The sequence below is a fragment of the Enterobacter sp. BNK-22 genome, assembly GCF_048684805.1.
GTDB lineage: Bacteria > Pseudomonadota > Gammaproteobacteria > Enterobacterales > Enterobacteriaceae > Enterobacter > Enterobacter quasiroggenkampii.
The window spans coordinates 2,406,088-2,418,989 of record NZ_JBLQTT010000001.1; the positions used below are offsets into that span (position 1 = coordinate 2,406,088).

At 52.8% G+C, this 12,902-nt stretch carries 11 protein-coding genes; 3 read left to right on the forward strand and 8 right to left on the reverse strand.

Annotation, left to right across the window (positions count from 1 at the left end):
* Positions 1–12 precede the first annotated feature (12 nt).
* The 3 genes from ACMGGE_RS11400 to ACMGGE_RS11410 form a co-directional block, all read right to left on the reverse strand.
* A complete protein-coding gene (locus tag ACMGGE_RS11400; RefSeq protein WP_420293773.1) occupies positions 13–2,196 on the reverse strand; it encodes a TonB-dependent receptor in 2,184 nt (727 codons plus the stop codon).
* Between the two features lie 166 nt (positions 2,197–2,362).
* A complete protein-coding gene (locus tag ACMGGE_RS11405; RefSeq protein WP_048026892.1) occupies positions 2,363–2,827 on the reverse strand; it encodes a hypothetical protein in 465 nt (154 codons plus the stop codon).
* The gene (locus ACMGGE_RS11410) at positions 2,814–3,605 is read right to left on the reverse strand and encodes a winged helix-turn-helix domain-containing protein (protein WP_167214585.1); all 792 of its coding nucleotides are present in this window, start codon (positions 3,603–3,605) and stop codon (positions 2,814–2,816) included. Before ACMGGE_RS11410 ends, ACMGGE_RS11405 begins: the two co-directional genes overlap by 14 nt.
* A 569-nt stretch (positions 3,606–4,174) precedes the next feature.
* On the opposite strand from ACMGGE_RS11410, the gene ACMGGE_RS11415 reads away from it, so the two are divergent.
* The 3 genes from ACMGGE_RS11415 to ACMGGE_RS11425 all read left to right on the forward strand — a co-directional run bounded on the left by ACMGGE_RS11415 (position 4,175) and on the right by ACMGGE_RS11425 (position 7,599).
* A complete protein-coding gene (locus ACMGGE_RS11415; RefSeq protein ID WP_045416609.1) occupies positions 4,175–4,615 on the forward strand; it encodes a winged helix-turn-helix domain-containing protein in 441 nt (146 codons plus the stop codon).
* A 129-nt stretch (positions 4,616–4,744) separates the two neighbouring features.
* Positions 4,745–6,682: a methyl-accepting chemotaxis protein gene (locus ACMGGE_RS11420; protein WP_420293774.1), complete on the forward strand. Its 1,938-nt coding sequence runs from the start codon at positions 4,745–4,747 to the stop codon at positions 6,680–6,682.
* 53 nt (positions 6,683–6,735) lie between these two features.
* Complete coding sequence (locus ACMGGE_RS11425; RefSeq protein WP_048225979.1) at positions 6,736–7,599, forward strand: EAL domain-containing protein; 864 nt, start codon at positions 6,736–6,738, stop codon at positions 7,597–7,599.
* Between the two features lie 2 nt (positions 7,600–7,601).
* Here ACMGGE_RS11425 and yahO read toward each other — a convergent pair whose 3' ends face one another.
* From yahO to ACMGGE_RS11450, 5 genes are all read right to left on the reverse strand, one after another.
* The gene (gene yahO / locus ACMGGE_RS11430) at positions 7,602–7,877 is read right to left on the reverse strand and encodes a DUF1471 family periplasmic protein YahO (protein ID WP_021241596.1); all 276 of its coding nucleotides are present in this window, start codon (positions 7,875–7,877) and stop codon (positions 7,602–7,604) included.
* Between the two features lie 149 nt (positions 7,878–8,026).
* A complete protein-coding gene (locus ACMGGE_RS11435) occupies positions 8,027–9,058 on the reverse strand; it encodes an ABC transporter ATP-binding protein (RefSeq protein ID WP_196364922.1) in 1,032 nt (343 codons plus the stop codon).
* 1 nt (position 9,059) lies between these two features.
* Positions 9,060–10,634: an ABC transporter permease gene (locus ACMGGE_RS11440; protein WP_181575563.1), complete on the reverse strand. Its 1,575-nt coding sequence runs from the start codon at positions 10,632–10,634 to the stop codon at positions 9,060–9,062.
* Between the two features lie 25 nt (positions 10,635–10,659).
* Positions 10,660–11,676, reverse strand: a complete 1,017-nt coding sequence (locus tag ACMGGE_RS11445) for an iron ABC transporter substrate-binding protein (protein WP_048026887.1) — start codon at positions 11,674–11,676, stop codon at positions 10,660–10,662.
* 358 nt (positions 11,677–12,034) lie between these two features.
* A complete protein-coding gene (locus ACMGGE_RS11450) occupies positions 12,035–12,865 on the reverse strand; it encodes a CPBP family intramembrane glutamic endopeptidase (protein ID WP_229225384.1) in 831 nt (276 codons plus the stop codon).
* Positions 12,866–12,902 lie beyond the last annotated feature (37 nt).

Consider the following 12,902-nt stretch of genomic DNA (forward strand, 5'->3'; position numbering starts at 1 on the left):
GAGATGGAACGCTTAGAATTCGTAGCCAACCGCGATCTTAAAGGTACGCGGTTCGCCCTGCGTGATGTAGGTACCGGAATCGTCCACGCTGGCCCAGTAGTTTTCATTGGTCACGTTGTCGATGCCCGCGCGCACCGTCATCTGGTTTGCATTGTGGTTCACCGCGAAGCGATAGCGCATCCCCAGATCCAGCGTGGTGTAGCTGTCCAGCTTTTTGGTGTTTGCCAGGTCAGCGTACTGCGCACCGGAGTGGTTGACGCGGGCGGTCGCCGTCAGGCCATCAATCGGCTTGATGTCATACTCTGCACCCAATACGGCGTAAAAGTTCGGAATACCGATCGCATCGTTACCCTGATTGACACCATTTTTGGTTTTGGTCAGCTCGGCCTGCAGCCAGGTGGCGCTGGCGTTGAGGCGCATCCCGAGCATGGGTTCGCCGAAAATGTTCAGCTCCACGCCGCGGTTACGCTGTTCAGCGTCCAGGCCGTAGTGATTGTTACTGCCGAGGATCGCCGACGGCATCTTGATTTCAAACAGCGCAAGCGATCCGCCTACGCGGCCAAAGTCCGCCTTTACGCCCACTTCGTTCTGCTTAGAGTGAACGATACCGGTGCTCTGGCCGTAGTTGGTGGCGGTATTAGGCGCGGTTTTGCCCGGCTGCAGCGCTTCGGTATGGTTAGCATAGAGGGAGATTTCCTCCCACGGCTTGTAGACCACGCCGTAGGTTGGCATCCAGCGGCTGCCGTCGAAGCCGTCTGCCGCGTTTTCCGCACCGGTAATTTTGTTATACCCGCGAATGACCACTTTCTGGTGGCGTGCGCCAGCGGTGAACAGCAGTTTGTCGTCCAGCACGCCCAGGGTATCGCTCAACAGCCAGCCTTGGGTACGGGTGCGTCCGCTGGTCAGCGGGTCGCTGTACTTTCCGCCAGATCCGTTGAAGTTGCTGCTGTCCGGCATATCCACGCCGGTGTTGTGGTAGATGTTGGTCGTCGGGTTATCCTTCGTCGCCGACATTTTCCACGCGATTTTTTCGTTTTTGGTCATCGCCGAATAGCCAACGTTGACCTTGTGCGAGATAAAACCGGTATCAAAGTTACCGCGAATGCCCGCCATGCCGCTGACGGAATCGCTGATGCGGTTGGTATCAAGGCGGCTGACCGTTGCCTTACCGCTTTTATCCACCAGCTTCGGCGCGCTGTAGATCCCTTCCTCGTGCGCGTGCTGCGCGCCCAGGCCGGTATAGGCGGTCCAGCCGTCGGTGATGTCGTAATCGCTGCGCCACATCCCGAACTCGTTTTCGATATTGCTGTAGGCCCACTTCTGCGAGAAGTTGCGATCGTTTTTTGGCGGTTCGGGCACGAAATCCACCGCCGAAATGTTGACGCTGGTTGGGCTGCCGTGGAAGGTTTTCTTCTGATAGCCCAGATCCAGCGAGGTGCGGAAGCGGTCACCGCTGTAATCCAGGCCGGTAGAGAGCAGCGTGGTGCGGCGGCGATCGTTCGGTATGCCGGTTTCCCCTTCGCGGTGCACCAGGTTCACCCGCGCGCCAAACTGGTCGTTGTCGCCGTAGCGACGGCCCGCATCCAGCGTGGTGCCAATTTGAGAATCGGAAGTGTAGTCGACGCCCACTTTCGCCTGCGGAAGTTCGCCCGCGTGTTTTGGCTCAAGGTTGATCATCCCGCCCACGCCGGAGCTCGCCGCGCCGTTCATCAGGGCGTTTGCCCCTTTGAAGATCTCAATGCGCTCAACCATCTGCGTATCCACCACCTGCCGCGGCAGCACGCCGGACAGACCGCCAAAGGTCATGTCGTCACCGTCGAACTTCAGACCACGGATACGGTAGGTTTCCGCGCTGTTGCCGAAACCCTGAACGAACTGCACGCCCGCATCGTTGGCGACTACGTCAGCAATAGTTTTCGCCTGCTGATCTTCCACCAGCTTTGAGGTGTAGCTGATGATGTTGAACGGTACGTCCATGGCGTTCTGCTGGCCCAGCATCCCCATCCGTCCGCCGTTTGCCACCTGTCCGTCGAGGAAGGCCGGTACCAGCCGATCGCCACCGGGTTTGAACTCGCTGGCAGGCTTAGCCTGCACGACGAGGGTATCTTCTTTTTGATCGTCCGCCGCGAAGGCGGAATGTATTACCGCGCCAACGGCGAGCGCCAGCAGCGTTTTGTGTATGTTGGTGTTGTTCATCGTTAACTCATTTGAAAGTGCGCGCAAAAATGACCCGTTGTCGGGCCTTAGAATGTATTGATAGCAATGCAAATGAGAACTATACGCATTATCTTTGATGATTCAAGTATTAGCATGCGTAAACTTCAAGCGAGAAAACGGATCAAGAAGAAGGAGGCATTCTCTTTCAGCTTTTCGAACAGTAAAACGCAGGGGAATTTCCGAAGCTAAACAGATAGCCGGAGGCGTTCACCTGAACAATGCCAAGGCTGATACCGCGGTCGCGATAATAGAAAAAATCGGGAATATAATGGCGAAAGGGTTCGTCTTTTTTGGGCAAGGCATTCGTTTCGTCGGAAACCAATATGACCCTTCCTTCTTCATACCAATATTTGAAGTTAATCTTGTTGCTGATGGTAACGGTGGGCTGTCCTGGCGGACTATATTCACCGGTTGAGTCGTAGACGCCTGAACCATGTTGAAATGAAAAAGACATGAGAGAATCGACCGTCGAATCGCCCTCGACTATCGTTAAATGACTCTCGCAGGTAAAATTATTTCGCTGATAATGAAGCCGGGCGGCATAAAGTATAGGCGCAGCAATAGCCAGGATAACGATCCCCCAGCGCACAGTCTGGCTATCTATTTTCATGATATTGCTCCAGATACATAATCGAATCACAGCGCGCACCGGCGGCGTCGGGTAGCCTGTCGCACACGAGCACTGAAATACCATTCTGAAAATGATTTAGCGTCATCAGAGCCGTCCCCCCAGGAGGACAGTGAATGGGATAACGTTTTTCCAGGGCAGCAAAAATACGCTCACTTTTCGTTTTATCATGCCAGGACGAATAGACTTCACAGCCGTTAACGTTGCCAATGGAAAGATAGTCTTCAAGTCCGGTGCCCTGAGCGTTAATTTCATGGATAAGAGCCAGGCAAGAAGCAATAAATAATAATCCGGCCAGGCCCCACACCATTTTACCATGGAAAAAATGAAGCCCGTGATTAACCGAAGGTGGAGATGTGCGCTGTGCCTCGGGCAACGTCGAGACAGTCTCTAAGACTGCGGGCGTAATAAAATCGTCGAGTGACCCCGTCTGAATATGCGCAACCGACTTAAACCCCTCTTTTGGAATAGTCTGCACGATATTTTCTGTCAGCCCCGCCGTCTTTAGCGCTTTACGGATAGACGCGATAGTCTGATAAAGGGCATTAGTCGTGACGACCGCACCTTGCTTTTCCCAGACAGCAGCAAAGAGATAACGCTGCGACAGCACCTCACCGTTGTGTTCAAGCAGCTGTTGCAGACACTCACTAACGGGACCATGCAAAACAACAGCGCGTTCGGGGTAACTACCCCGTTGACAAAGCTGACGCTTGTCCGGCTCGAAAAGCACCACGTGATTGATCAGGAAAACGGGCTTCATGGCGCGCCTGCGACCAGAAGACAAAAGTAAAATGCATTCATCATTGTTATGTTTTCGCGTCCGTTGACTTTGTCTGATTAAGATTTTAATCAATATTTATCAATCACTTACAAACAAATCTCGCTTTCACATCCTTTTTTCCCCCTGCTGCGACCTCCGCTTAATCAGTATAAATCATTTAACTTCACTCCTCTTTTTTATTGAAAAATCCTAACCTGACCTTCACCAGATGCCCCTTCATGAGGCTTCAGGTCGTGCGGAACATTCAGAGTGAAAAACTGAAATTTTCTTGAAATTCACGGTTTAATGTTGAGTCACCGTTCAATCACAGAAATTTAGAACAATAACAAAGATAAATAAGAAATACTGGAATTTTATCCTTTATGTATGACTTAAATCGACTAATAAACCATGAGCGAGTGATGTTGAACCGGTTTCTTATAGCGCACAGGGATGTGTATTGGAAAGTATTGATAGCAGCCATATAATCCACCCTACAAACGGTATGGATTATCTCAGCGCTTATATGTAGTGATGCGTGTTCGTCTTCATTTATATGGGTTTTAGTTATGGGTTATCGTCTATACGGATTTATGATCGGTGATGACATTCATTTCGATATTGCCAATCGAAGGCTGTACCGACTCACTGGTAGCCTTACTGATAACAGCATCGCTTTCGCGTCAATCTATTTCAATGAAACGATGCTGCGACTTTTTCTTTATTTGATGATAAATGGCCGAAAAGAGCCTATTTCAAAAGAAGAACTGTTTGAAGAAATCTGGGAGGCACACAACCTGAGTCCTTCCACACAGCGATTATGGCAGGTTCTGCACAATCTCAAGAATAAATTGAAGCTTTTAGGCCTTAACGACGACTTTATTCACAATATTAAAGGGCGCGGTTACATCATTAATAACCCGGATGTAATCCCCGTTTATTACAGAATGAGTGAACTCCCGACTCATTCCGTTAAAAAAGAGGAGAAGACAGATACCCTGAGTGAGTGATGTCAATTCAGGTGTTTGCCCTGAGCACTGGCGTGCAAGGGGCTTTTTTTTCTCTTATTTTCAAAACAATTTTTACGTTAATGATTTTAAAGCACTGTAAGTTAGCTTTCGCTGACGCTGGAATTCAATATGAGCATAATTAACCGCTTTACCGATTTAAAAGTGAGTAAGAAATTATTCTTTGGCTTTTTTACCGTCCTGCTCGTGACGATTATTATTCTGGGTTCCGGGCTGTTTGGCCTGAGTAGTATTCAGGATAAAGTTGAAAAGAACGGACATACAACCGACCTGTTTAACGCGCTGTCACAGGTCCGCCTGGGGCGAACCAATTTTCAATATACGCTTGATCAAAAGTATCTCGACCAGACCAATGCGGGTACCCAGCGCATGCAGAGTATTGTGTCTGAAATGAAAACGCTCAGCTGGTCGCCGGAGGGGAAAAAAGCGCTCGACGATACGGCGAATGCGGTAACGAGCTACGTAGCCACGCTGGTCCCGTTTACCCAATCGCTTTCTGAAAAGAAACTCAGCGAACAAAAACTGGACACCCAGGGGCTGTGCGATAACTCAGAACGGGCGTCACAACTAAGCCAAAGCGGTACCCTTGATCTCCAGCATTCGCTTATCGCCGCTCAGATCGCGTTTATTATGAGCGACATTGATTCGCAGGTCACCCTGTATAAGCAGCACCCTACGGATGCGCTAAGCAAGGGGATCCTGACGCGTCTGGAGACAGCGAGGTCTTACACAGGGCAGTTGCTCACCGTTGCGTCTGAAGACCAAAAAAAGTGGCTGCAGTCTGGCCTCGACACGATGAATAACGTAGCCGAAGCGCTACCGAATTATAAGCTCGTCTGGACGCTGCAGACCACCCTGTCCGATACCCTTACCGGAAAGGCGATGATGCTGACGCAGGCCATCCAGACGCTGTTTAATTTACAGCAGAAAAAAGTTGCCGATACGGTTGATAGCGTACAGATACAAATGGCCGTCGTTGCTGCCATTGGGATCGCGCTCGGTATCCTTATGGCAATGGGTATTACTCTTTCTATCACCCGGCCGCTGAATGAGACCCTGCGCGTAGCAGAACAGATCGCCAGCGGCGACCTGACCAGTACGCTGACCAGTACGCGCCGCGATGAGCCCGGAATGTTGATGCAGGCTGTCGCCACCATGAACGTCAATCTTAAGAACATCATTAATGATGTCCGCGATGGCGTGGAGAGCGTTGCTCGTTCCTCAACTGAAATTGCGGCTGGCAATATGGATCTGTCGGCGCGAACCGAGCAGCAGTCTGCAGCCGTTGTCGAAACCGCTGCCAGCATGGAAGAGTTGACCTCTACCGTTGCGTTGAACGCGGAGAACGCCTCTCACGCCAGACAGTTAGCCGACGAAGCCGCGCAAAACGCCACCGAAGGCAGCCAGATTTCACTGCAGGTGATCGATACCATGAAAAACGTGCGCAGCAGCTCGCACCGTATTTCAGAGATTACCACCGTGATTAACAGCATTGCCTTCCAGACCAACATTCTGGCACTGAACGCCGCCGTTGAAGCTGCCCGCGCGGGCGATCAGGGCAAAGGTTTCGCCGTGGTCGCCGCGGAAGTCCGTACGCTTGCCCAACGTAGCGCGCAGTCGGCGAAGGAGATTGAAAACCTGATTAACGAGTCCGTGTTGCACGTTGACACCGGATTTAATCTGGTTGAAAGCGCCGGCGATGCGATGACGAAAATCGAAACATCTGTCGCGCAGGTACGCGACATCATGAATGAAATTGCTGCCGCTACCGAAGAACAGAGCCGCGGTATTTCCCAGATTGCACAGGCGATGGCTGAAATGGATACCACTACCCAGCAGAACGCCGCCCTGGTGGAAGAGTCTTCGGCTGCGGCCAGCTCGCTGGAGGATCAGGCCGTACAGCTGGAAAAAGTGGTATCGATTTTCCGCGTATCAAAGGAAAGTGCCGCCCGCACTGAAAAACGCCGACCAAACAACGCGAGCAGCACCACCGTTGTTGCGATAAAACGTCCCACGAGCCACGACCAGGATGACTGGGTCAAATTCTGATGACCGCCGTACGGTAGCCTCCGGGGCTACCGTACGTTAAAGAACACACGAGAATGACAACGATAAAACGCCACCCGACATTGCTCTCAGGCATCCGATCCCTGCTGACGCCGTATTTTTATCACGTAACGGCAAGAACGCTAATTGACGCCATTGCTCAGCACCAAATCGTGCCGGTTTATCAGCCCTTCTACGACAGCCAGACGGGGCTGATGGCAGGTATTGAAGTGCTCGCCAGATGGAAGCACCCGCTTTACGGTAACGTCGCGCCGGACACCTTCATTCCCCTTGCGGAGAAGCACAACCTCATTGCTATGCTGACACATCATCTAATCCTGCAGGTTATTAACGATCTCCAGCACCGGATCCATCTTTTTCCTGAGGGACTTTACATCAGCCTCAACCTGAGTCCCTCGAACTGTCTCGATCCTCGTTTTGAATCGGATACCGTGGCGCTTTTACAAAAGCTTGCTACCCGCCACGTGCAGCTGATAATTGAGATTACCGAAAAGCACCCGCTGCATGTCACGCCGCAATTAAGCGAGTGGTTTGCAGCATTACGGCGCTCCCCTATTTCTATTGCGCTGGACGATTTTGGAACGGGGTATTCAAATCTTGCCTACATCCACGCCCTGGATCCTGAGTACATCAAAATTGACAGGCTGTTTGTCAGCCAGATCGGAGAGCATGGCGATCTTCGGCTCATGGAGAGTCTGATTGAACTTGCAAAAAAGATGCATCTGCGGATCATCGCAGAAGGTGTCGAAACCCAACATCAGGCGGACTATTTACGGCTTAATGAGTGTGATTTCTTACAGGGCTACTATTTCTGTCGTCCAGTTCAGGCCGATGAACTCGTCAGAATAGTTAACCTGGGAGAGCGAACAACCACCCCGAACACGGGGTGGCTGCAATGACGTTATTTTTTCTTGTAGATATTGGCCGTACCGTGAATTTTATTGTTGGTGTTCCCTGAGGTGAGCACCAGGACATCCGCGCCTTGCTTATCGGCTTTCTCAATCAGTTCTTTTTTTGCATCATCAACCGATACTTCATTTGAAGTGCTTACCGTACCGATTTTTTGATACTGAGACTCGACTTTCTTGAACTCGTTTTTAGTCAGCAGTTGGGCAGCAAAAGCATTGGTCGTAAACAGTAACGCCGTTCCCAACAAAATAGCAGTCGTCTTTTTCATAACCTTTTTCCTTGAGATTAATCAGCAACTACGAAAAACCTCACGCATTATGGTGAGGTTTTATGAGCATGGTAGAGAATCTCAGGAAATGCCATTCTTTCGGGAAAATTCTTTTATAACAACCCATTGCATGAAATTATTAACGAATATTAAGAATAGTCGAATACACGCGCGGCACCAGCAATATCAATGCGTACCGCCGTGCCCGGGTTCCATCCTGGCTGGCTGACGGTCTTCAGGGTCACGGGCTCGTGCTGCCCGGCGAGCCCGAGGGTGAGCGTCGACAGGTGGCCGGTAAAATCCACATCAAGAATGGAGATTGGACTTTCATGTGAGGCACATGCCGTCACGCTCAGCTGCTCCGGGCGCAGCATCACTCTGCCCTGCCCGGTCGCCTGCGCGTTGTCCGTGGGCACCTCACCCAGGGCGCACAGGGCGTAGCCCGCGGTGAGCTGCGCAGGCAGGATTAGCGCATCACCAAGAAACAGTGCCGTCTCTTCGTCAACGGGACGGGTATAAACCTCATAAGGCGTCCCGACCTGCGTGAAACGTCCGGAACGCATGACGGCAACCTGCGTGGCAAAAGACAACGCTTCGTTCTGGTCGTGGGTGACCAGAATCGAGGCCACGCCCGCTTCGGCCAGCAGATCGGCCGTTGCCTTACGCGTCATCGCGCGCAGGCCGGTATCCAGCGCCGAGAACGGCTCATCCAGCAGCATCAGTGAAGGACGCTGGGCCAGCGCACGGGCGAGGGCCACGCGCTGCTGCTGTCCGCCGGAAATCTCGTGGGGCCAGTGCGTGGCGAGCTGCCTGTCCAGCGAGACCATCTCCATCAGCGCCTCAACGCGCTGGCGCTTCTCGTGGCGGGTCCCGTCCAGCCCCCAGGCAATGTTGTCTGCCACGTTGAGATGCGGGAACAGCGCGCCCTCCTGCGGCACAAAACCGATCCCGCGCTGGTGGGCAGGGACAAAACGGTTTTCATCAAACAGCGTTCTCCCCTGCATGACAATACGTCCAGTGTCGGGCGTCTCAAACCCGGCAAGAATACGCAGCAGCGTGGTTTTACCCGACCCCGACGGCCCGACAATGGCCGTTCTGCTCCCCGGCGCAACGCTCAGGTTTAAGCTGTCGAGCACCTGCACATCAGCAAACGATTTAGAAATGGCGGTTAATTCAAGCATGTCATAGCCCTGCAATTTTCTTCGACTGCATATAGAGAATGGCGGTCAGCGGGAGGGAAATCAGGATCATCAGCATCGCGTAAGGTGCCGCTGCCACATAATCAATCTCGCTGGTCAGCGCCCAGAATCCGGTGGAGAGCGTGCGCGTGCCCAGGGGAGAGAGCAACAGCGTGGCGGTCAACTCGTTGCTGACGCCGAGGAAAACCAGCGCGGCTCCCGCCGCCGCACCCGGCGCGGCCAGCCGCATCGTGACGCTCCAGAGCGCCTTCGCGGGCGTGCTGCCAAGGCTGCGCGCCACGTTTTCCAGCTCAACCGGTGCCTGCGCAATTCCCGCCCGCAGGTTGATAAGCGCACGGGGCATAAACATCAGCAGATAGGCAAGGAACAGGGTTATTTCCGTCTGGTAAATGGGACGGGCGTAGTGAATGGTGACGGTGACCAGGGCCAGCGCCGTGACAATGCCCGGCAGCGAACTGGTGATATAGATGCACCCTTCCAGCATCCGGAAGATACGGTGCGGATAGCGGATACCGAGCCACGCAATGGGGATCACGCACGTCGTCGTCAGCAGCGCGCCGCCCACGCCGAGCATCAGCGTCTGGCGCAGCGAATGCCAGAGATCGGCGCTTATCCAGTTTTCCACACCGCCGAGCCAAATCCAGCGACACAGGACAACTAACGGCACGCCCAGCGCCAGCACGATCAGCACGATGAAAAACAGTTGCCCCAGCGCGGCAGCCGCAGGCTTCAGCGGCCAGCGTTTCTGTTCGCGCGCGGCACCGGCGCCAATGCGCGCGTAGCGTGCCTTTCCACGCGTCACGCCTTCCAGCACTAAGATAGCCAGGCAGCATAACGCCAGCACGCCCGCTAGCATGTTTGCCGCCGGGCCGCTGAAGGTAGACTGAAACTGGTCATAAATTGCCGTGGTGAAGGTATCAAAGCGGATCATCACGTACAGGCCATATTCCGCCAGCAGGTGCAGCGCCACCAGCAGCGCGCCGCCGCAGATAGCCAGCTTGAGCTGTGGCAGAACCACGCGGAAAAAGACCCGCCACGGCGGGGTGCCGAGCGATGCGGCCACATCTTCGAGCGTCGGGTCAAGGCGGCGCAGCACCGCCGCAACCGGCATATAGATAAAGGGATAGTAGGCCAGAACGGAGAGAAACACGCCCGCGGAGAGCCCGTGCATGGACGGAACAACGCTCACCCAGGCATAGCTTTGCACAAACGCGGGGATCGCCAGCGGGGCGACCGCCAGTGCAGACCAGATCCCTCGCCCGGCAAGCTGCGTGCGCTCTGTGAGCCAGGCTATCGCCACGCCCGTCACGATACACAGCGGAACCGCCAGGGCCGTCAGCCACAGCGTGTTGCTGAGCAGCTCAGCCACACGCGGGCGAAACACCAGCGCCTTTATCGTTTCCCAGCCCGTCTCAATGCCAATGGCAATGATAAAACCCAAAGGCAGAAGCGCCAGTAATGAAAACAAGACAGCTAACGCAACCATCGGCAGTGCAGGACGCCTGCGGGCAGGCTCCTGCACTCTGTTTTTTCCGATGTCGAGACTCAGACCAGACATAAGACGTTCACTTCACTCTCAGTGATCACAGCAGACCGGCTTGGGTCATCAGCTCGATAACTTTCTTACTGTTGAGCGTTGAAGGTTCAACTTTCGGCGCATCAAGATCTTTCAGCGGAACCAGTTTCGGGTTGGAGGCCGCGTTCACACCCACGGCGTATTCAAAGGCGTTGTTGGTACGCAGACTTTCCTGACCTTCTTTGCCGGTAATGTATTTGATGAAGGCCTGCGCCTGCGCTTTGTGTTTGCTGGACGCCAGCACGCCACCGCCGGAAAGGCTTACGAACGCGCCCGGATCCTGGTGCTTGAAGTAGTAGAGCTGGGTGTTTTTGCTGTTTTCACCGGTTTTGGACTGATCGACAAAGCGGTAGTAGTGATAAATCACCCCGCCATCAATCTGACCAGCATTGACCGCTTTCATCACCGTGCTGTTACCTTTATAGGCAACGAAGTTGGCTTTCATCGCCTTGAGCCATTCCAGGGTGGCTTTTTCGCCTTTCAGGGCCAGCATCGCGCTCACGATGGCCTGGAAATCGGCGCCTGAAGGAGATGCCGCCCAGCGGCCTTTCCACTCGGGTTTCGCCAGATCCATCAGCGATTTAGGCAGCTGCTGTTCGCTCAGCTTCGCCGGGTTATAGACGAATACGGTGCTGCGGGCGGCAATGCCGATCCAGCGGCCGTGCGCCGGACGATACTCTGCCGGTACCTGCTTCAGAGTGTCGGCATCCAGCGGTGCAAACAGGTTGGCGTTATCCACCAGCACCATGGATGGCGAGTTTTCCGTCAGGAATACGTCTGCCGGCGATGCGCTGCCTTCCTGAACCAGCTGGTTACCCAGCTCGCTGTCATCACCATTACGCAAAGTCACTTTAATCCCGGTTTCTTTGGTAAAACCGTCAACCCACGACTTCACCAGGTTTTCATGCTGCGCGTTATAGACAACGATACCGTCGTTGTTATCGGCGGCAACCGATTGTGTGGAAAGGAAAAGGGATGAAGACAACAAGGCAAGCGAGAAGCAGGACAGCAGGCGAGAATTCATGAACATATCCTTAATAGACCAACGGGAGTAACCACTCATAGCTTTGTGGGACAGGATTAAAGCATACAACAACGCTAATGATAATTAGTATCAATCCAGTTTACGCGTAAAAGTGTAAAATTTCTTTTTAGCAGATTTTGTAATGATAAAAATCCAAATTTTAATGCGAGATAATTTCTAGATTAAGAAAACCTTAAGCCTGCCAACAACGAAATTCATTAGCCTTCTATTCATTATGGCGCGAAGGTAAATCTGTTATTCGCGCTTCCGGCAGATATAAAAAAGCCCCGATATTGCGGGGGCTTTTTATGCTTATCCGGAGGTAGCTAAATTTATTAGGCTACTCATTTAAAAAGCATTACATAGCCGTATGAGGGGCATACACAGGATAGGTGAAGAACAATAAATGCACGCAATTCAGCCCAAAATGGAATAACGTTGCAACCCAGAGCCTGCCGCTCCACATCCACGCCAGGCCGTAAATAATGCCGGCGAGGCTGGCAAAAATAATCAGTAGTAAACCGCCGCTATAATGCATCAGCCCAAAGATGACTGAGGCAATCAACAACGCCACGACAGGGTGAACGATCCGGGACAAGCGCTGCTGCAGATAGCCTCTGAACAGGGCTTCCTCGGCCAAAGAGACGAAGAAAATATTCGCAAGGGCAAATTGCGCGAACCATTCTGGCGCATGTGGTTCAATTCTCAGCCCGCCCAACGCCACAGCCAGAAGTAACAGCGCGGGTACCGCAAGTACCAATATTCCCCAGCTGAGCTTGCCAATTTTATAGAGGGGTTTTGCTACGAATAGCGTTGGCATGCACGTAATTAAAAAGAACGGCACCACCGCCTTGTCCATATTAAAGTACATACTGAACGGTATGCTTTGCGGACCAACGACGACAGCATCAAGCACTTTGGGATTATGGAAGCCCGGGAGCACATGCATAACCAGGGCAACGGCGATGACCACGCACAGGCCTTCAATCAGATAAGTATATTTATCATCTTTATTACGTAGCCATTCAACAACAGACCAGCCAATAACGATTGATGCAATAACCAGCAGCGCCGGGGCGTCAAGAATGCTCTGTTTCCAGCCGAGAAATGCCGTTAATCCCAGCAGCAGGTAAGCCAGGCTTTTATTAAGGGAAAGTGCGGCAAGCGAAATTGCGAGTAGATACCACATAAATGTCCTTCATGACCGATAAATTTTAGGGTCGATG

Excerpts from the sequence above, each read along its gene's own strand:
- ACMGGE_RS11420 (WP_420293774.1), top strand. The coding sequence starts at position 4,745 with ATGAGCATAATTAACCGCTTTACCGATTTAAAAGTGAGTAAGAAATTA.
- yahO (WP_021241596.1), bottom strand. The coding sequence starts at position 7,877 with ATGAAAAAGACGACTGCTATTTTGTTGGGAACGGCGTTACTGTTTACG.
- ACMGGE_RS11450 (WP_229225384.1), bottom strand. The coding sequence starts at position 12,865 with ATGTGGTATCTACTCGCAATTTCGCTTGCCGCACTTTCCCTTAATAAA.
- ACMGGE_RS11405 (WP_048026892.1), bottom strand. The coding sequence starts at position 2,827 with ATGAAAATAGATAGCCAGACTGTGCGCTGGGGGATCGTTATCCTGGCT.
- ACMGGE_RS11435 (WP_196364922.1), bottom strand. The coding sequence starts at position 9,058 with ATGCTTGAATTAACCGCCATTTCTAAATCGTTTGCTGATGTGCAGGTG.
- ACMGGE_RS11415 (WP_045416609.1), top strand. The coding sequence starts at position 4,175 with ATGGGTTATCGTCTATACGGATTTATGATCGGTGATGACATTCATTTC.
- ACMGGE_RS11425 (WP_048225979.1), top strand. The coding sequence starts at position 6,736 with ATGACAACGATAAAACGCCACCCGACATTGCTCTCAGGCATCCGATCC.
- ACMGGE_RS11440 (WP_181575563.1), bottom strand. The coding sequence starts at position 10,634 with ATGTCTGGTCTGAGTCTCGACATCGGAAAAAACAGAGTGCAGGAGCCT.
- ACMGGE_RS11400 (WP_420293773.1), bottom strand. The coding sequence starts at position 2,196 with ATGAACAACACCAACATACACAAAACGCTGCTGGCGCTCGCCGTTGGC.
- ACMGGE_RS11445 (WP_048026887.1), bottom strand. The coding sequence starts at position 11,676 with ATGAATTCTCGCCTGCTGTCCTGCTTCTCGCTTGCCTTGTTGTCTTCA.
- ACMGGE_RS11410 (WP_167214585.1), bottom strand. The coding sequence starts at position 3,605 with ATGAAGCCCGTTTTCCTGATCAATCACGTGGTGCTTTTCGAGCCGGAC.